Here is a 16,564-nt window from a genome sequence, read left to right on the forward strand (position 1 = left end):
ATGAACGCACCCGGTTACAAAACTGGTTATATATCCATCGTGGGACGGCCCAATGTCGGTAAATCAACACTGTTGAATCATCTGATCAAACAGAAGATCAGTATTACTTCCAGAAAAGCGCAAACTACTCGCCATCGCATTCACGGGATATTGACCGATGCACAGTCGCAGTTTATTTTTGTGGATACGCCCGGTTTCCAGACGCGCCATCGCAGCCAGCTCAATCAGGTAATGAATCGGGTCGTTCTGCAAAGCATGCAGGATGTGGATGTCGTTGTATTCGTGGTTGAAGCAGGTCGATTTGGCCGGGAGGACGAACAGGTTCTGGAACAACTGCCGCGGAATCTGCCCGTGGTCCTGGTGATCAACAAAATTGATTTGCTGCCGGATAAATTGCAGTTGCTTCCGTTCATGCAAAAAATGGCAGATGTGTTCGAGTTTTCTGCTATCGTTCCGGTCAGTGCTTTGCAGAACAGACAGTTATCTGCCCTGATCGAAGCAATTCGTCAGCATTTGCCGGAAAATCCCTTTTTATTTGCCGAAGATGAGATCACCGATCGCAGTGAGCGGTTTCTGGCAGCAGAACTGCTGCGTGAAAAAGTGTTCAGGCAGATCGGAGAAGAAGTACCTTATTCGGTCAGCGTGGTGATAGAGCAGTTTACCGTGGAGGGTAATTTGCGACGCATCCATGCCTGTATCCTGGTGGAAAGGGAAAACCAGAAGGCTATCATCATTGGCAAGCAGGGGAAGAAACTGAAGGATATGGCTACACAGGCGCGCAAGGATATGGAAATGCTGTTCGGCAGCAAAGTCTATCTGGAAGTATGGGTCAAAGTGAAATCCGGCTGGGCGGATGATATCACTGCACTAAAGAGTCTGGGTTATGAGTAAAAGGGAAAGTTTTAGAAATCACTCATTGGAAACAAGCGGGAAAACTGAATAATCATGATAGCTCTGGGTGTCAATATCGACCATGTGGCAACGGTGCGCCAGGCACGCGGCACGACTTATCCCAGCCCGGTCGAAGCCGCACTGGTTGCCGAGGTGGCTGGTGCAGATGCGATTACGCTGCATTTGCGCGAAGATCGTCGTCATATACAGGAAAATGATGTCGTAATTCTGCGTGATCGGCTTAAAACCAGAATGAATCTGGAAAGTGCCGTAACAGAAGAAATGATTGCTTTTGCCTGCCGGATCAAACCGCACGATATCTGCCTGGTGCCAGAGCGACGTGAAGAACTGACGACGGAAGGCGGGCTGGATGTCATTCGCCATTTCCAGCAGGTGAGTGTGGCGTGCAAGCGCCTGGCAGAAGCGGGAATCCGCGTTTCACTGTTCGTCGATGCGCAGGCCGGTCAAATCGATGCCGCAGTCGAGGCAGGTGCTCCCGTAATTGAACTGCATACTGGCCGTTATGCGGATGCTGCAACACCCGAAATGCAGCAGGTCGAGCTGGAAACAATTCGTACCATGGCAGCCTATGCTTTTGGCCGGGGATTGCAGGTCAACGCCGGGCATGGGCTGCATTACGAGAATACTGTACAGATCGCCACCATACCGGAGCTATCCGAGTTGAATATCGGTCATGCCATCGTTGCCCGGGCATTGTTCGTCGGTTTTGCTGAAGCAGTTCGCGAAATGAAAGCCCTGCTCCAGCAGGCGCGTGCATGATATACGGCATCGGGACCGACCTGGTCGATCCTGCCCGGATTGCCGGCTCGCTGGAGCGTTACGGTGAACAATTTGCCAGACGTGTGCTGGCAGATTCTGAATGGCCGGATTACCTGGAGCACATCAAACCCGCACTGTTCCTGGCAAAGCGCTTCGCTGCCAAGGAAGCATTCTCCAAAGCAACGGGCACAGGCTTGCGTGCCCCGGTCATGTTCGGAAATATGGCTGTTCAGCATGATTCGCAGGGAAAGCCCTATTTTGAGTTTCAGCAGGAGCTGGCTGAATGGATAGGACAGCGTGGTATCACTCGCCATCATCTTTCCATCAGTGATGAGCTGACCATGGTAAGCGCCTTTGTCGTACTGGAAAAATAGAGATGTCCCTCGGCCCGCTGATGCTCGATATAGCGGGCACAGAACTGACTGAAACGGATCGTGTCCGACTAAGTCATCCCCTGGTGGGAGGCGTTATCCTGTTTGCACGGAACTACGCATCTCCGGCCCAGCTGGCCGGACTGACAGCGGAGATTCATGCGCTGCGATACCCGTCTCTGCTCATTGCAGTCGATCAGGAAGGCGGCAGGGTGCAGCGTTTTCGGGATGGTTTCGCTCGTTTGCCCCCAATGCGTGTGCTGGGAGAAATCCACGACAGGAACCCGGATCGGGCGCATCACCTGGCGAGCCAGGCTGGTTATGTGCTGGCTGCAGAGCTCAAAGCCTGTGGTGTCGATCTGAGCTTTACACCCGTGCTCGATCTCGATTACGGACAGAGCTGCGTAATCGGTGATCGTGCTTTTCACCGAGAGCCGCAGGTCGTTGCCGATCTGGCTTGCGCCCTGATGAATGGTTTGCAATCAGCGGGAATGGCAGCAGTTGGTAAACATTTTCCCGGTCACGGTGCGATTCAAGCGGATACTCATGTTGAAACCGCCATTGATACACGCAGCTACACCGATATTGAGAAGGAAGATCTGATTCCTTTCCGCCGGATGATCGACGCGGGACTTTCCGGCATTATGGCAGCGCATGTCATTTATCCGGCCATCGACCAACATTCGGCAGGTTTTTCCGGCAGATGGCTGCAGTGCATTCTGCGGCACGATCTGGGTTTCGAAGGCTGTATTTTCAGTGATGACCTGGGTATGCAGGCTGCCAGGAATTATGGCAGCATCACTCGTCGGGCAGAGCAGGCTCTGCAGGCGGGCTGTGATATGGTGCTGGTATGCAATGATGCTGATGCGGCAGATGAACTGCTGGGATCTCTGCACTGGGAATTTTCTGCTGCCAGTATGGCCAGAGTGGAATGCATGCGCGGACAACACATGATTCATTCCATGGCGCAGTTGCATGAAATGGAACGATTCCTCCAGGCAGCAGACGAGATCAGTAAAATCGATCCGGCCGGTATCAGCGTATTTTTGTAAGTGTTTAATTTTACAACAAGTTATTTTTACCCTTAATTGATATGGATAATTTATTCGATGTGGCAGTCATCGGTGCAGGCCCTGGTGGCTATGTGGCGGCTATCCGCTGTGCGCAGCTCGGGCTCAACACCGTATGTATCGATGACTGGAAAAATGAGCAGGGCAAACCCAGTCTGGGTGGCACCTGTCTGAATGTCGGCTGTATTCCTTCCAAGGCATTGCTCGAATCTTCCGAGAATTTCGAACGGGCCGGACATAAATTTGCCGAACACGGCATCAAGGTGGATGGACTATCGATAGATGTCCCGGCCATGATCGCTCGCAAGAACAAGATCGTCAAAGCCTTTACCAGCGGCATCGGCATGCTGTTCAAGAAAAATAAAGTGACTGCCTTGCATGGTCGCGGAACGTTGCAAAAGCGTGATCAAGCACGTGATGGCGGTGATGACAGCTGGGAAATCCAGGTGAGTGCCGATGGAAAAGAGCAGTCGGTACATGCCAGGCATGTCATCATCGCGACAGGTTCTACGCCCCGTACTCTGAAAGTGGCACCGGTCGACGGGAACAACGTGCTCGACAATGCGGGCGCCCTGGCTTTGCAACAGACTCCCGGGAAACTCGCCATCATCGGCGCGGGGGTGATCGGCCTGGAATTGGGAAGCGTCTGGCGCAGGCTGGGTGCGGAAGTGACCCTGCTGGAAGCCCAGGCTGATTTTTTGCCGGCAGCGGATGAACAGGTGGCCAAAGAGGCCTATAAAGCATTGACACGCGAGACAGGACTCACCATTCATACCGGAGTCGAGATCAAATCGACCCGAGCAAGTGAAAACGGTGTGGAGATCGACTACGTCGATCGTGACAAGAATGCACAGAACCTGAAGGTGGATAAACTCATCGTAGCCGTGGGACGAGTTCCTAATACTTCCGGTCTGGGGGCTGAAGCAGCGGGATTGAAGCTCGATGAGCGCGGATATATCAGCGTGGATGAATTCTGCCAAACCAGTCTGCAGAATGTATACGCAATTGGAGATGTCGTAAGAGGGCCGATGCTGGCACACAAGGCTTCCGAGGAAGGTGTTGCCGTTGCCGAACGGATAGCATCAGGCCGGCAGGGAGCAACTGATTCATCTGCCCATGTGGATCTTGGAATGATGCCATGGGTGATCTATACCGCGCCGGAGATTGCCTGGGTGGGCAAAACCGAACAAATGCTGAAAGCAGAAGGAGTTGCCTACAAAGTGGGACAGTTCCCGTTCATGGCCAATGGGCGCGCCCGTGCGCTGGGAGAAACGACCGGGTTCGTCAAAATTCTGGCGGATGCAGAAAGTGATCGTATCCTGGGCGTACACATGGTGGGCCCTTATGTTTCCGAGATGATTGCAGAAGCCGTAGTTGCCATGGAATTTTCCGCCAGTAGTGAAGATCTGGCGCGTATCGTACACGCCCACCCCTCACTTTCCGAATCACTGCATGAAGCTGCATTGGGCGTGGATAAGCGGGCCATTCATATCTGATTCTTGTAAGATTTCGGCCTGGATCGTTCGGGAGGAAAACTGTATGAAACTGCTGTTTTTCTGTTTGTTGCTGGTTTCAATGTCTGTACCGGCGGTGGCGGGTAATGAAAAACAGATTTTCGAGCTGGAGGCGGCCATCATGCAGCAGCAACAGGAACAGCAGATCCTGTTTCAGCGGTTTCAAATGCTGCAGGAACTGCGACGTCACGAAATCACGCAGGTTGAGCAGGCACTGCCGATCGGGAGTGACATCATTATCAATGGCGAAGCGCCCAAGTATGAAGATACAGCCAGACAGCGCAAGGAACGTGCTGAAAGGGTCCATCGCTATACGGACGAGCTGGATGAACTCTACATGCGCTATCAGGAAACAGAAAACGAAAGACGGGCACTGATCGAACAGTTGAACGGGCTGAAACCGGGCCAGGATGTTTCAGCAGAGCCGAAAAAATGATCGGATAGACTGGTACCTATTTCACCCGTTCCCTGCTGACATAGGTGAAGAAGTGATTGCTGATGCGGAACGGGTATCGTCGATCTTCTTCACAACCCGCGTTTATGCAGATCCGGTTCCTGAAAAACGGATCCTGATTCAAAACATCGGATTTTCCGTCTGATCAGTGAACTCGGGATCTTGGAAAGAGTAATCCATTTCAGGCGGAAGCTGCTCCTGAAAGAAGTATTCATTGAGTGTTCCGAATATATCTCTCATGCCTGTCTCAGGATTGATTTTCGCTACGATGATGCCTTTGGGAGATGAAGTTTTTGCAACCGGTATCGATTTGAGTGCCGTGGCCATGTAGTCGATCCAGATGGGTAAAGCGGCCTGCCCTCCGGTTTCTCTGTTTCCCATGGATCTGGGTTCATCGAATCCCATCCAGGTAACCGCCACCAGATCTTTCTGATAACCGCAGAACCAGGCATCGACCGCGTTACTGGTCGTCCCCGTTTTTCCTGCAATATCATTACGTTTGAGCGCTCTGGCCCGGGCAGCGGTTCCTCTCTGGACGACATCCTGCATCATGCTGGTCATCAGAAATGCATTGCGCGGGTCGATGACCTGTTTGGCATTTCGGCCGGCAGTGGCAAAGCGGGCCTGTTCGATGATGTTTCCGTGTTCATCCTCGATCCGCTCAATGAAATAGGGATGAATATGGTAGCCCCCATTGGCAAAAGTGGCATAGCCGATGGCCATCTGCATCGGTGTGGCCGAGCCGGCACCGAGTGCCATGGGAAGGACTGCCGGGTGGTGTTTCTTATCGAAACCGAAACGGGTGGCGTAATCCTGCGCGTAAGCCGGGCCAATCGCCTGAAGAATACGGACCGATGCCAGGTTTTTGGAATGTGTCAGTGCGGTGCGCATTCTGATCGGGCCGCTGAACTTGCCATCATAATTCCTGGGTTCCCAGGCTTTGCCGCCAGTTTGCTCCGGCCCCAGATACAACGGTGCGTCATTGATGATCGTAGCCGGGGTAAAGCCTTTTTCAAGTGCGGCAGAATAAACGAACGGTTTGAAGCTCGATCCCGGCTGGCGCCAGGCTTGCGTGGCATGATTGAATTTGTTGAGGTGGTAGTCAAACCCGCCTACCAGTGCACGAATGGCGCCATTGTTCGGGTCCATGGCAACCAGTGCAGCTTCGATTTCTGGCAGCTGAACGATCTGCCAGCTACCTTTTTCCGTTTTCTTTACCCGGATCAACGCACCAGGGCGTATCCGCTTCTCGCCGATTTTGGGATCGTTACTGAGAAATCGGTGAGCTGCTTTCAGACCATCCCCTGTGATCCGGATGGTTTCGCCATTTTTGCGGAAGGCTTCGACGGTACCGGGCGTAGTAGACAGAACGACTGCTGCCAGGATGTCATCGCTGTTGCCGATATCCTGCATGATGTCCTGCAATGCTTCGCGGTCCTTGAGATCTTTTGGCAGTTTCAGGAATGCTTCCGGGCCGCGGTAACCATGCCGGGCGTCATACTCCATGACGCCTTTGCGCAACGCCCGGTAGGCTGCTTCCTGATCCGTTTTTCTCAGCGTGGTATAGACCTTGATTCCGCGAGTGTAGGCTTCTTCACGGTAGCGGTCGTAAACGATCTGCCGCACCATTTCTGCGACGTAATCAGCAGGCATGGCGAAGACTTTCACCCGGCGATGAATGGCAATCGCAGTCTCTTTTGCCCGTGCAAACTGTTCAGCAGAGATATATCCGAGTTCGTGCATCCGTTTCAGCACATACTGCTGCCGGGTTTTTGCCCGTTCCAGGTTAACGATCGGATTGAACCGGGAAGGAGCCTTGGGAAGTCCGGCCAGCATGGCTGCTTCCGCCAGATTGATGTCGGTGAGCTGTTTACCGAAATAAGATTGTGCTGCGGAAGAAAAGCCGTAACTGCGCTGTCCGAGATAAATCTGATTGATATACAGCTCGAGGATCTGATCTTTCTCTAAACTGTGCTCGATTTTGAAAGCCAGCAAGGCTTCACTGAATTTTCTGGTAAGCGTTTTTTCCTTGGTCAGAAAGAAATTGCGTGCCACCTGCATGGTAATGGTGCTTGCCCCCTGATGCGCGCCGCCCGCCTTGAAATTGGAATAGATGGCACGTAAAACACCAATGTAATCCACCCCGTAATGCTGATAAAAACGATCGTCCTCGGCTGCCAGAATCGCTTGTTTGAGTGATTTGGGCACTTCCTCGATTTTGACGAAATCCCTGCGTTCCTCACCGAATTCACCAATCAGCAAATTGTCGGCACTGTAAATTCTCAGCGGGATTTTGGGACGGTAATCAGTCAGTGTTTCAAGACTGGGCAGAGAGGGCAGCGTAACCAGGGCAGCAAACACCACCAGCAATGCGGCAAGCAAACCAGTGGCCAGAGCAACCAGGAAAAAACGGTAAAACCAGCGGAATAACATTCAGAGGCAGTGTATGTGTCGTGTAGGGTGAAGATGATCCAGAACGAAATTATAAAGGGTATATCAATCGTTATTGCATGAATTAACTCATTCACTAAGCTGTCAGAATCGGCCTCAGTTGCAGTACCCCGTCCGGATGAAAATATTCCGGTCAACACGTTATGCAAGTGAGAGCAGACATGGCCTTGAGTCCATCCATCCTGAAAAAACATCTCGATATCAAGTTTGATATCGACTTCAGCCTGCTGGCAGGCACCGCTCGCATGCTGGGGGTGGATATCAGCGCCTCGTCGATCAAGGTGGTGGAACTTTCCAGGAAAGGCAGGTTGCCTCATTCATACCGCCTGGAGCGTTATGTGATCGAGCCCATGCCGGTGGATGCACTACAGGATGGCGGAATCAACCAGATCGAACAGGTAAGCGAATGTCTCCGGCGTGCTGTGAAACGGATGGGGGCACGGCAGAAAAAAATTGTCATGGCATTGCCGCTGACTTCTGTCATTACCAAGAAAATCAACGTTCCCGCCGGTTTGCGTGAGGATGATCTGGAATTTCAGGTTGAAACAGAAGCCAATCAGTATGTGCCATTTGCGCTGGATGAGGTCAATCTCGATTTTCAGGTGATCGGGCCGGTTCCCGGTCATCCGGAAGAAGTGGAAGTACTGCTGGCAGCCGCCCGCAAGGATAAGGTGGAAGATCGGGTGGCAACGGCAGTATCTGCCGGACTGAAAGTGATGGTGATGGATGTCGAGCAGTTTGCTGCGCAGGCCGTATCTGCCAGAGCGATCAGACAGCAACTGCCGGATGATGGCAAGGACAAAGTGATTGCACTGATAGACATTGGTGCGAGCGTTACCCGGGTCAATGTGCTGTTGAACGGCGAATCCGTTTATATGCGTGATCTGTCTTTTGGTGGAGATCAGCTGACACAGGAAATCCAGAACCAGTTCAATCTTTCCCCCGAAGAAGCCGAGATTGCCAAGCGCAACGGAACATTGCCGGAAAATTACCGGAATGATGTGTTGCAACCCTTTTGTGAAACGGTGGCACTGGAAGTGTCCCGGGCACTTCAGTTCTTTTTTACTTCTACCCAGTATACCCAGGTGGACTACATTTTTCTGTCAGGAGGGTGCGCAGCTATCCCCGGCCTGGAAGAGATCATCTCTGAACGTACCAAAGTGATTACCCAGATCATCAATCCATTTGCTGATATGGAACTGTCCGGCCGGATCGCACCGAGACAACTGAAAATGGATGCTCCCGTTCTGTTGACGGCCTGCGGCCTGGCCATGAGAGGATTTGACCCGTCATGATACGCATCAATCTGCTTCCACACCGTGAACTCAAACGTAAAGCGCGTCAGCAGCAGTTTGCCGTATTGGCGGGCCTCACTGTGGTACTGGGTATGCTGATTATCTGGGGAGTACATGAAATGGTGCTGGATAAAATCGATTATCAGAACGGGCGCAATCAGTATCTGAAGGATGAGATCGCCGTGCTCGACCGGCAGATTGCCGAGATCAGATCGATCAGGGAAAAAATTCAGGAAATGCTGGCACGCAAAGGGATCGTCGAATCACTGCAAGGCAATCGTGCCAAAGTGGTGCATATGCTGGACGAGGTAGCCAGGCGAGTACCGGAAGGCGTTTATCTGAAGAGCTTCAAACAGACGAACGAGCATCTCCGTCTTGCCGGCTATGCCCAGTCCAATGCCTGGGTATCAACACTGATGCGCAATCTGGATGCTTCATCCTGGATGGAATCGCCATTGCTGATCGAAATCAAGGCGGCTACCGCAAATGGTATCAGGCTCAGTGAATTTGATCTGAATGTCAGGTTGACCGAGTTACCGGAAGAAGGCAGTCATACCGGAGGAGAGGAAATGACATCAAAAATTACCGCAGCGGCGGGACAACCATGAACCTGTTGGAAGAGTTGCGTCATGTCAATCCCAATGAGCCGGGAAACTGGCCGGCTGTAATTAAGGCGGGTGCGCTTGCACTGTTGCTGGCGACCCTGATGGTGGCCGGTTATTTTCTGGACTGGGAAGAACAGTGGACGACGCTGGAGCAGGTGCGGGAAGAAGAAAATACACTCAGAAGTACTTTTCTTGCCAAAAAGACCAGTGCAGTCAATCTCGATGTTCTGCGCCAGCAACTGGCAGAAGTGCAGCAAACGCTGGGCACCTTGCTCAAGCAATTGCCCAACAAATCTGAACTGGATGCGCTGCTGGTGGATATCAACCGGGCCGGGCTGGGACGGGGGTTGCAGTTCGAGCTGTTCAAACCTGATGCCAGGGAGACGGTGCGGGAGTTCTATGCCGAACTGCCGGTTACCGTCAGAGTAACGGGCAATTATCACGATATTGGTGCTTTTGCCAGCGATGTGGCTCAGTTGCCGCGTATCGTCACGCTGCACAATATCGAGATCACTCCCGGGAAAGATCATCAGCTGATATTCAATGCGACGGCGAAAACCTTTCGTTACCTCGACGATGAGGAAATCGCAGCACATAAAAGAGAAATGTCGGAGAAAGATAAACAGAAGAATCCCAAGGGGGCGTCATGAGCAGCCGGTTCAGCTGGTGGATAGCTGTAATGATGTTGTCATTGGTGGGCGCATGCAGCCAGGAAGGTTATGAAGATCTGGAGTCTTTTGTCAGGGAATCAGGCGCTGGATTGAAGGGAAAAGTGGATCCCCTGCCTGAAATCAGGCCGCTGGAGCATTTCGTTTATCAGGCGTTTGACATCCCTGATCCCTTCAGCAATCGCAAAAACAAGCCGGGGAAACCGGATCGCAACGAACTGGAACCTGATCTGAAGCGACCGAAGGAAGCCCTGGAGAGTTTTCCGCTGGAGAACCTCGTCATGGTGGGTTCGCTGCGGCGCGGAAATAATGTGTTTGGTCTGGTCAGAGCGCCGGATAACTCGGTTCACCGCGTCAGGACCGGTAATTATCTGGGCCAGAATTTCGGCCTGATTACAGGCGTTTCCGAAGTGGAGATCAAATTGAGAGAGATTACACGGGATAGCGGGGACGAATGGAGCGAACGGGCCAGTGTACTCATGCTGCAAACTCAGGAGCAGAAGCAATGAACTGGATAACGGGAAACAAAGAGTACGAGAATCGCGTCATCGGGGTTATTCACCGGATCTGGCAATGCCTGCCAGCCTGTATTTTGCTGCTTGCATGGGGCTATGTTCAGACTGCAACCGCATCAGTCAATACACTGCGTGCAGTGGATGTCTCGTCACAAACGGATGGCAGGACGGTTGTCAGGGTGACTCTGGATAAACCGGTTGAAGTGCCACCTGCCGGAGTGCTGCTGAATGATCCTGATCGCCTTTATTTCGATCTGGAGCAGATGGACAGCGTACTGGGAAAGTCCGGCAGAATTTCCGGCCGGGGTGTCATCAAAAATATCGATGTCGTACCTGCCGAGGGCCGCATTCGTCTGGTGATGAATCTGTCAAACACGGCGGCCTATGAAACCGATGTCGAAGGCAATCATTTATTGATATCGCTCAGGAGCAATGAAGTCTCTGGCGGAACTCCCGCCCGTCCGTCTGTTTCGACTTCCAGTCCGGCTAGAAGTGAAACGATGAGTTTGCGCGATATCGACTTTCACCGGGGTACCCAGGGTGAAGGCAGGGTGGAAGTAGAACTTTCGCAGCCGGGTGCAGTGGTCAATGTCCATAGTCACGGCAGCAGATTGCTGGTTGAATTCATGAAAGCCTATCTGCCTCCTAATCTCGAACGGCGGTTGAATGTACTGGATTTTGCCACACCAGTGCAGTCAGTCGAAACAGTTGCCCGGGATGGCAACGTGCAGATGATCATCGAGCCGAAAGGGCGCTGGGAACATACTTCCTGGCAAACCGGTACCAGTTTTGTAGTGGAAATCAGACCGATGGCTGAAGCCGAAGACATACCCATTCACAAGAAACTGATCGATGGGGGCTATACCGGTGAAAAACTCTCACTCAATTTCCAGGATGTCGAGATTCGTTCGATTCTGCAGGTGATTGCAGACTTTACTGACCTGAATATCATCGCCAGTGACTCCGTCAAAGGTAATCTGACTTTACGGTTGAGGGATGTTCCCTGGGATCAGGCGCTGGATATCGTACTGCAAACGAATGATCTCGATAAACGCAGGGCAGGCAATGTGATTTTCATTGCGCCACGGGAAGAAATGGCCGCTCGTGAAAAGCTGCAACTGGAACAGAACCAGCAGATCACCGAGCTGGAAGTACTGCAAACTGAGGCTTTCAAACTGAATTACAGAACCGCCAGCTCGATTCCGCTCAAAGGCATCCTGAGCCAGCGCGGTTCGGTGGAAGTGGATGACATCAGCAATACGCTGACCGTTACCGATATTCCCACGCGGCTGGCAGAAGTGGCAAGACACGTCGCCAACCTCGATACCCAGGTACGGCAGGTCATGATCGAAACCCGGATCGTCGAAGCAACCGATACATTCAGCCGTAATCTGGGAGCTCGTTTCGGGGTACAGAACGCCACCCGGATCGGCAGCGAGACCAACGGGCGGCGGCTGGGGATTTCCGGCAATCTGGGCAACTCCAGCGGACTGGCTGCCGGTACAGTATCCCCTTCTGGCGGGGATAATCTCAACGTCAATCTGCCGGCAGCTGCACTGGCCGGTGTTGCGGGTGGACCAGCCGCACTGGGCCTGAGCCTGATCAAGATCAACAACGGCACACTGATCAATCTCGAACTCTCCGCACTGGAGTCGGACAGCAAGGGTCGGGTGATTGCCAGCCCGCGCCTGGTGACAGCCAATCGCGTGGAGGCAAGTATCGAACAGGGTACTGAAATTCCGTTCCAGACCATCAGCGTGACACGGCCGCAGATCCAGTTCAAAAAGGCCGTGCTTGGCCTCAAAGTGACACCGCAAATCACCCCTGATGACAACATCATCATGAAACTGCAGGTCAATCAGGATACCCGGGGAGAAAATACACCCGCCGGACCGGCGATCGACACCAAGCAGATCGTTACCGAAGTGCTGGTGGAAAATGGTGGCACAGTCGTCATCGGCGGTATTTTCGAACAGGTCGAAAAGCAGGATCGTAATCAGGTACCACTTCTGGGAGACATACCCGTACTGGGGAATCTGTTCAAGAACACTGCGAAACGGGATGACAAACGTGAGTTGCTGATCTTCGTCACACCGCGCATCCTGAACGAAAATCTTAGCAACAATATTCGATCTGCATTAAATTGAATTCCTGATACAGTGTTTTGTAAGAAAGAAGGGGGCTTGATATAGCCCCCTTTATCATTACTGAATTTGAATCTGTGAAAAAAGAGGAGGATGGGTACAGATGGTGCAGCACTTGAACAGCTATCTCTCGGAAGCCGATGCGCTCAATGTGCTGGACGGGCAGCGCAAGACCATTGCCAAAGAAATCCATTCGCAGATGATGGCGCACTTCTTTGAGGAAGCTACGGACTTCGAGGTGCAGGTCAGGCTCCGCGCCATTTCCGAGAAACAGTGGAAGACGTGGGGCGCATCAAGACGATGCTGTTCGGCGGATTCACCAAGTGTCTGTACCCGCTGCAGAAGTTCGATTCGGATACGGAGCGGCGCTTCATCGTCATCCTCGAACGCGATGCTGACAAGTGGTTCAAGCCCGCGAAAGGGCAGTTCCAGATTTACTACAAGCTCGGCACCGAGCAGCCGGAATACATCCCTGATTTCGTAGTCGAAACGGAGTCGGTCATTCTGATGGCCGAGACCAAGAAGCGGGATGATCTGAAAACGGGAGAGGTGGAAGCCAAGGTAGCTGCCGCCGTGCAATGGTGCAGGCATGCTTCGGACTTCACGGTGAGCGTCGGTGGCAAGCCGTGGAAGTATCTGCTGGTACCCCACAACGAGATCAATGAATCGAGACAGCTTACCGACTTCCTTCGCTTTGCGGTGAAGGGATGATGATGTTTTTCTGTGAACAGAATGAATGAAGGTGCCGGCTTCAGAATCAGTCCGGATGATTGTCTGACTTGTTGACAGAAAAAGTCTTAGTTAACCAGGGAATTGCGTGATGGATAGGTCACTGCACCTGACGGTTGGGGGCAGGCACTTTCCGTTAAACGGGCGATTTCTATTCTGTCGTGCCCCATCAGGTGAAAAACGGTTTCACCGTGCATCAGCAGGTAATCAGAAATGATGCGACGATGGCAGCGCCACCAGACAGCCTCGGAACACATGATTGCACATCTGCGTTTTCGTCCCAGGGCGATCAGTTTGGCAAGACCCTCGTGAAAAGTATCACTCAGTGCGTAATCAGCAAAATTGTGGAAGCTCTGATTTTCCCAGAAACCATTTACATCGGACGGTACCGTTTTGGATCTGGCGCGTAAGCCACCCAGCTGCGGGATATGCTCGTAACTGATTTGGAACGCAGCCAGGCTGTCGGGAAATATCTCCAGGTTGTATTGTGGATTGGTTCGTGACCGCGGAACGGTACGTACATCCACAACCTGTTCCACTTCTGCTGCATGCAGTAAGCCGATGAACTCTTCCAGCGTGCGGGTAGAGTGCCCGATGGTGTAAAAGGGCGGATTCATTTCCCAGTCAACCGGGGAGTGTTTGTTGAAAACAGTTATTTCTTACCTGTAATCGTGAAGTAACTCGTCATGAGGTTCCGGTAGTTGGGAATGTGGTTGGAAAAGAGCTCCCCAAGTCCTTCGATATCGTTACGCCAGTCACGATGCAGTTCACAGGCCATGGCAAACCAGTTGATCAACTGTACACCGGCTGCCTGCATCCGTAACCAGGCAGTATGGCGGGTTACTTCGTTGAAAGTACCCGAAGCGTCGGTAATGACGAATACTTCATAACCCTGCTCCAATGCTGACAGGGCTGGAAAAGCTACACAGACTTCGGTAACGACGCCGGCGATGATAAGTTGCTTACGTCCGGTGTTCTTCACCGCATTGACGAAATCTTCATTATCCCAGGCGTTAATATTGCCGGGCCGGGCAATGTAGGGAGCGTTCGGGAACATTTCTTTCAGCTCTGGTACGAGTGGCCCGTTCGGACCTTCTTCGAAGCTGGTAGTAAGGATAGTGGGTAATTTGAAATACTTGCCACATGCACCGACAGCCAGAACGTTGTTCTTGAACTCGCTCGGTCCAAAGTCCTGGACTAATGAGATCAGACCTGCCTGGTGGTCTACCAGTAACAGTGCTGCGTCATCTTTGGAAAGGCGGCTGTATTTGAATGGTTTGCTCATGATTAAATTTCTCCGTAGTTGATGGTCCGAAATGAGTTAATTCTGATTCCAACACCAGGGCAATATCTAGCCTGGCAGATCAGTGTTGTTGCTGGGCAATCAAGGCCCGGTATTCGAGCGCCTGTTTGTCGCGCCCGATAGCTGCAACGGCGACTGTTTTACCTCCTGTTTTGTAACTGATCAGGCAGTCATACGCAGCCATATCACCTTCGATTTCAAGTGTATCCCATGGTCCTGCATAGCCGACGTAACGGATCGAAATATCGTAATGGGCACTCCAGAAGAAAGGGATATCCCGAAAAGCAGTACGTGTTCCGAGTATGTTTTCTGCCGCTACCTGTCCATGCCGTTCGGCAAGTACCCAGTGTTCGATTCGTTGTGTTTTGCCACTGGCTTCATCACGCCAGCGTGCGACATCGCCTGCTGCAAAGATGCTGGGTATGCTGGTTTCGAGGTACTCATTCACCAGGATACCGTTATCGACGGTGATACCAGCTTCTTCCGCTAGCGATATACATGGTCTGACACCGACTCCGATGATGACAAGATCGGCCATCAGTTCGCTGCCGTTGCTCAGTACGACCTTGTGTGGCTCGATACGAGCAAGAGAGGTATCCATGTGGAACTGTACACCATGCTGTTCATGGAGATTGCGAACGAAATCACCCGGTTCAGAGCCAAGTATTTTTTCCAGCGGGTGTTTGTCCAGCGAAACCACGTGCACATCCAGTTCCCGTGCACGCAAGGCTGCAGCCGCTTCCAGACCGATGAATCCGGATCCCAGTATAACCGCGGCTTTGGCATGCTTTGCCCGTTCGATGATGGCGCGGCTGTCGGCCAATGTACGCAGGGTGAAGACATGACTTTGATCTGCCCCCGGAATCGGTAACCGTACCGGTTCGGCGCCGGTTGCCAGCAGCAGGCGATCAAACGGGAAGATGCGGCCATCAGCAGTCGTGACAGTGTGTCCGGTGGTATTGATCTTTGTGACCGTCGTGTGAAGCTGAAGGTCGATACGGTTGCGCACATAGAAATCATCAGATTTCAGGGGAATCCATTCTTCCGGTGCATTACCGGCAAGATAATCTTTTGACAGATTGGGGCGGTCGCAGGGCGCATCGGAATCTTCGCTCAGCATGGTGAGTTGTCCCTGATAGCCGCGCCGGCGTAACATTTCTGCACAAGCAAAACCCGCAGCACCGCCACCGATGATGACGACATTAGCCGGCTGGTTTGCTGCCGTGACGGGTATGGATCTGGGTTTTGGCGTGATTTTATCCCGCACCATGATCCGATCTCCATCACGCTCAACCTGCCAGCACGGTAAGGGATCGAATGCGGGGGCACCGAGGGCTTCACCGCTGCGTAGCGAGAAACAGGCATGGTGCCAGGGACAGCGTACCGTTTCGCCGACGATCAATCCCTCTGTCAGAGGAGCACCATAGTGTGTGCAGGTTGCGCCCACGGCCGTTATTTCATCACCTATGCGGGCAAGAATGACTGGTTCGTCTCCTACATGCCCGCGCAGCAGCGGCTGATTGCCAAAATCCGAGAGGGAAATACCTTGTGTCAGGTCGGGGCCTGCTTCTTCAGATAAGTATGAAGTCATTGCGATCCTCCTTCTTGAAAGCGGTTACCGATAGCACTACCTGTAACCGGCCGGCGTGGACAGCTGTGGTTCATATGCGAATGCCTGAAAGACCACAACTACTGCACAGCTATTCATAGCATAGCACGAGATCATTTCATCCGCGGGGTATCACCATCGTATTTCCGGGGAGAATCAGTCTCG

16 protein-coding genes are annotated in these 16,564 nt (G+C 52.5%); 12 read left to right on the forward strand and 4 right to left on the reverse strand.

Annotated features, from left to right (window positions below):
• Genes era through HRU73_RS12920 form a run of 6 tightly spaced genes read left to right on the forward strand, consistent with a single transcriptional unit; the run spans window position 1 to window position 5,062 of the window.
• Window positions 1-891, forward strand: a complete 891-nt coding sequence (gene era / locus HRU73_RS12895) for a GTPase Era (RefSeq protein WP_287398892.1) — start codon at window positions 1-3, stop codon at window positions 889-891.
• 54 nt (window positions 892-945) lie between these two features.
• On the forward strand, window positions 946-1,671 hold the full coding sequence (gene pdxJ, locus HRU73_RS12900) for a pyridoxine 5'-phosphate synthase (RefSeq protein WP_287398893.1): 726 nt from the start codon (window positions 946-948) through the stop codon (window positions 1,669-1,671).
• The gene (gene acpS / locus HRU73_RS12905) at window positions 1,668-2,045 is read left to right on the forward strand and encodes a holo-ACP synthase (RefSeq protein WP_287398894.1); all 378 of its coding nucleotides are present in this window, start codon (window positions 1,668-1,670) and stop codon (window positions 2,043-2,045) included. Before pdxJ ends, acpS begins: the two co-directional genes overlap by 4 nt.
• A gap of 2 nt (window positions 2,046-2,047) precedes the next feature.
• Window positions 2,048-3,094 carry a beta-N-acetylhexosaminidase gene (gene nagZ, locus HRU73_RS12910; RefSeq protein ID WP_287398895.1) on the forward strand — a complete coding sequence of 349 codons (1,047 nt, stop codon included), beginning with the start codon at window positions 2,048-2,050 and terminating at the stop codon, window positions 3,092-3,094.
• Window positions 3,095-3,135: 41 nt separating this feature from the next.
• A complete protein-coding gene (lpdA, locus tag HRU73_RS12915) occupies window positions 3,136-4,608 on the forward strand; it encodes a dihydrolipoyl dehydrogenase (protein ID WP_287398896.1) in 1,473 nt (490 codons plus the stop codon).
• Between the two features lie 43 nt (window positions 4,609-4,651).
• Complete coding sequence (locus HRU73_RS12920; protein ID WP_287398897.1) at window positions 4,652-5,062, forward strand: hypothetical protein; 411 nt, start codon at window positions 4,652-4,654, stop codon at window positions 5,060-5,062.
• A gap of 138 nt (window positions 5,063-5,200) precedes the next feature.
• On the opposite strand, the gene HRU73_RS12925 is transcribed toward HRU73_RS12920, so the two are convergent.
• A complete protein-coding gene (locus HRU73_RS12925; RefSeq protein ID WP_287398898.1) occupies window positions 5,201-7,513 on the reverse strand; it encodes a penicillin-binding protein 1A in 2,313 nt (770 codons plus the stop codon).
• A 179-nt stretch (window positions 7,514-7,692) separates the two neighbouring features.
• Here HRU73_RS12925 and HRU73_RS12930 point away from each other — a divergent pair, with 179 nt between their 5' ends.
• From HRU73_RS12930 to HRU73_RS12955, 6 genes are all read left to right on the forward strand, one after another.
• Complete coding sequence (locus HRU73_RS12930; RefSeq protein ID WP_287398899.1) at window positions 7,693-8,826, forward strand: pilus assembly protein PilM; 1,134 nt, start codon at window positions 7,693-7,695, stop codon at window positions 8,824-8,826.
• Window positions 8,823-9,434, forward strand: a complete 612-nt coding sequence (locus HRU73_RS12935) for a PilN domain-containing protein (RefSeq protein WP_287398900.1) — start codon at window positions 8,823-8,825, stop codon at window positions 9,432-9,434. The genes HRU73_RS12930 and HRU73_RS12935 overlap by 4 nt, the downstream gene beginning before the upstream one ends.
• Complete coding sequence (locus HRU73_RS12940) at window positions 9,431-10,081, forward strand: type IV pilus inner membrane component PilO (protein ID WP_287398901.1); 651 nt, start codon at window positions 9,431-9,433, stop codon at window positions 10,079-10,081. Before HRU73_RS12935 ends, HRU73_RS12940 begins: the two co-directional genes overlap by 4 nt.
• Window positions 10,078-10,608 carry a pilus assembly protein PilP gene (locus HRU73_RS12945; RefSeq protein ID WP_011112797.1) on the forward strand — a complete coding sequence of 177 codons (531 nt, stop codon included), beginning with the start codon at window positions 10,078-10,080 and terminating at the stop codon, window positions 10,606-10,608. The genes HRU73_RS12940 and HRU73_RS12945 overlap by 4 nt, the downstream gene beginning before the upstream one ends.
• Entirely contained in the window at window positions 10,605-12,761 is a 2,157-nt protein-coding gene (locus tag HRU73_RS12950; RefSeq protein WP_287398902.1) for a type IV pilus secretin PilQ, read from the forward strand. Before HRU73_RS12945 ends, HRU73_RS12950 begins: the two co-directional genes overlap by 4 nt.
• Window positions 12,762-13,031: 270 nt before the next feature.
• Complete coding sequence (locus HRU73_RS12955) at window positions 13,032-13,469, forward strand: hypothetical protein (RefSeq protein ID WP_287398903.1); 438 nt, start codon at window positions 13,032-13,034, stop codon at window positions 13,467-13,469.
• 86 nt (window positions 13,470-13,555) lie between these two features.
• Here HRU73_RS12955 and HRU73_RS12960 read toward each other — a convergent pair whose 3' ends face one another.
• From HRU73_RS12960 to HRU73_RS12970, 3 genes are all read right to left on the reverse strand, one after another.
• Window positions 13,556-14,104, reverse strand: coding sequence for a DUF488 domain-containing protein (locus HRU73_RS12960; protein WP_287398904.1), 549 nt, complete (start codon window positions 14,102-14,104; stop codon window positions 13,556-13,558).
• Window positions 14,105-14,139: 35 nt separating this feature from the next.
• Window positions 14,140-14,772 (reverse strand): isochorismate family cysteine hydrolase YcaC, encoded by a 633-nt coding sequence (gene ycaC / locus HRU73_RS12965; protein ID WP_011112788.1) that lies wholly within the window; start codon window positions 14,770-14,772, stop codon window positions 14,140-14,142.
• 79 nt (window positions 14,773-14,851) lie between these two features.
• Complete coding sequence (locus tag HRU73_RS12970) at window positions 14,852-16,381, reverse strand: FAD-dependent oxidoreductase (protein WP_287398905.1); 1,530 nt, start codon at window positions 16,379-16,381, stop codon at window positions 14,852-14,854.
• Between the last annotated feature and the right edge of the window lie 183 nt (window positions 16,382-16,564).

Source organism: Nitrosomonas sp. H1_AOB3 (assembly GCF_015709435.1).
GTDB classification, from domain to species: Bacteria; Pseudomonadota; Gammaproteobacteria; order Burkholderiales; family Nitrosomonadaceae; genus Nitrosomonas; species Nitrosomonas europaea.

Coding starts and splice junctions, on each gene's coding strand:
- era (WP_287398892.1), top strand. CDS start 1: ATGAACGCACCCGGTTACAAAACTGGTTATATATCCATCGTGGGACGG.
- pdxJ (WP_287398893.1), top strand. CDS start 946: ATGATAGCTCTGGGTGTCAATATCGACCATGTGGCAACGGTGCGCCAG.
- acpS (WP_287398894.1), top strand. CDS start 1,668: ATGATATACGGCATCGGGACCGACCTGGTCGATCCTGCCCGGATTGCC.
- nagZ (WP_287398895.1), top strand. CDS start 2,048: ATGTCCCTCGGCCCGCTGATGCTCGATATAGCGGGCACAGAACTGACT.
- lpdA (WP_287398896.1), top strand. CDS start 3,136: ATGGATAATTTATTCGATGTGGCAGTCATCGGTGCAGGCCCTGGTGGC.
- HRU73_RS12920 (WP_287398897.1), top strand. CDS start 4,652: ATGAAACTGCTGTTTTTCTGTTTGTTGCTGGTTTCAATGTCTGTACCG.
- HRU73_RS12925 (WP_287398898.1), bottom strand. CDS start 7,513: ATGTTATTCCGCTGGTTTTACCGTTTTTTCCTGGTTGCTCTGGCCACT.
- HRU73_RS12930 (WP_287398899.1), top strand. CDS start 7,693: ATGGCCTTGAGTCCATCCATCCTGAAAAAACATCTCGATATCAAGTTT.
- HRU73_RS12935 (WP_287398900.1), top strand. CDS start 8,823: ATGATACGCATCAATCTGCTTCCACACCGTGAACTCAAACGTAAAGCG.
- HRU73_RS12940 (WP_287398901.1), top strand. CDS start 9,431: ATGAACCTGTTGGAAGAGTTGCGTCATGTCAATCCCAATGAGCCGGGA.
- HRU73_RS12945 (WP_011112797.1), top strand. CDS start 10,078: ATGAGCAGCCGGTTCAGCTGGTGGATAGCTGTAATGATGTTGTCATTG.
- HRU73_RS12950 (WP_287398902.1), top strand. CDS start 10,605: ATGAACTGGATAACGGGAAACAAAGAGTACGAGAATCGCGTCATCGGG.
- HRU73_RS12960 (WP_287398904.1), bottom strand. CDS start 14,104: ATGAATCCGCCCTTTTACACCATCGGGCACTCTACCCGCACGCTGGAA.
- ycaC (WP_011112788.1), bottom strand. CDS start 14,772: ATGAGCAAACCATTCAAATACAGCCGCCTTTCCAAAGATGACGCAGCA.
- HRU73_RS12970 (WP_287398905.1), bottom strand. CDS start 16,381: ATGACTTCATACTTATCTGAAGAAGCAGGCCCCGACCTGACACAAGGT.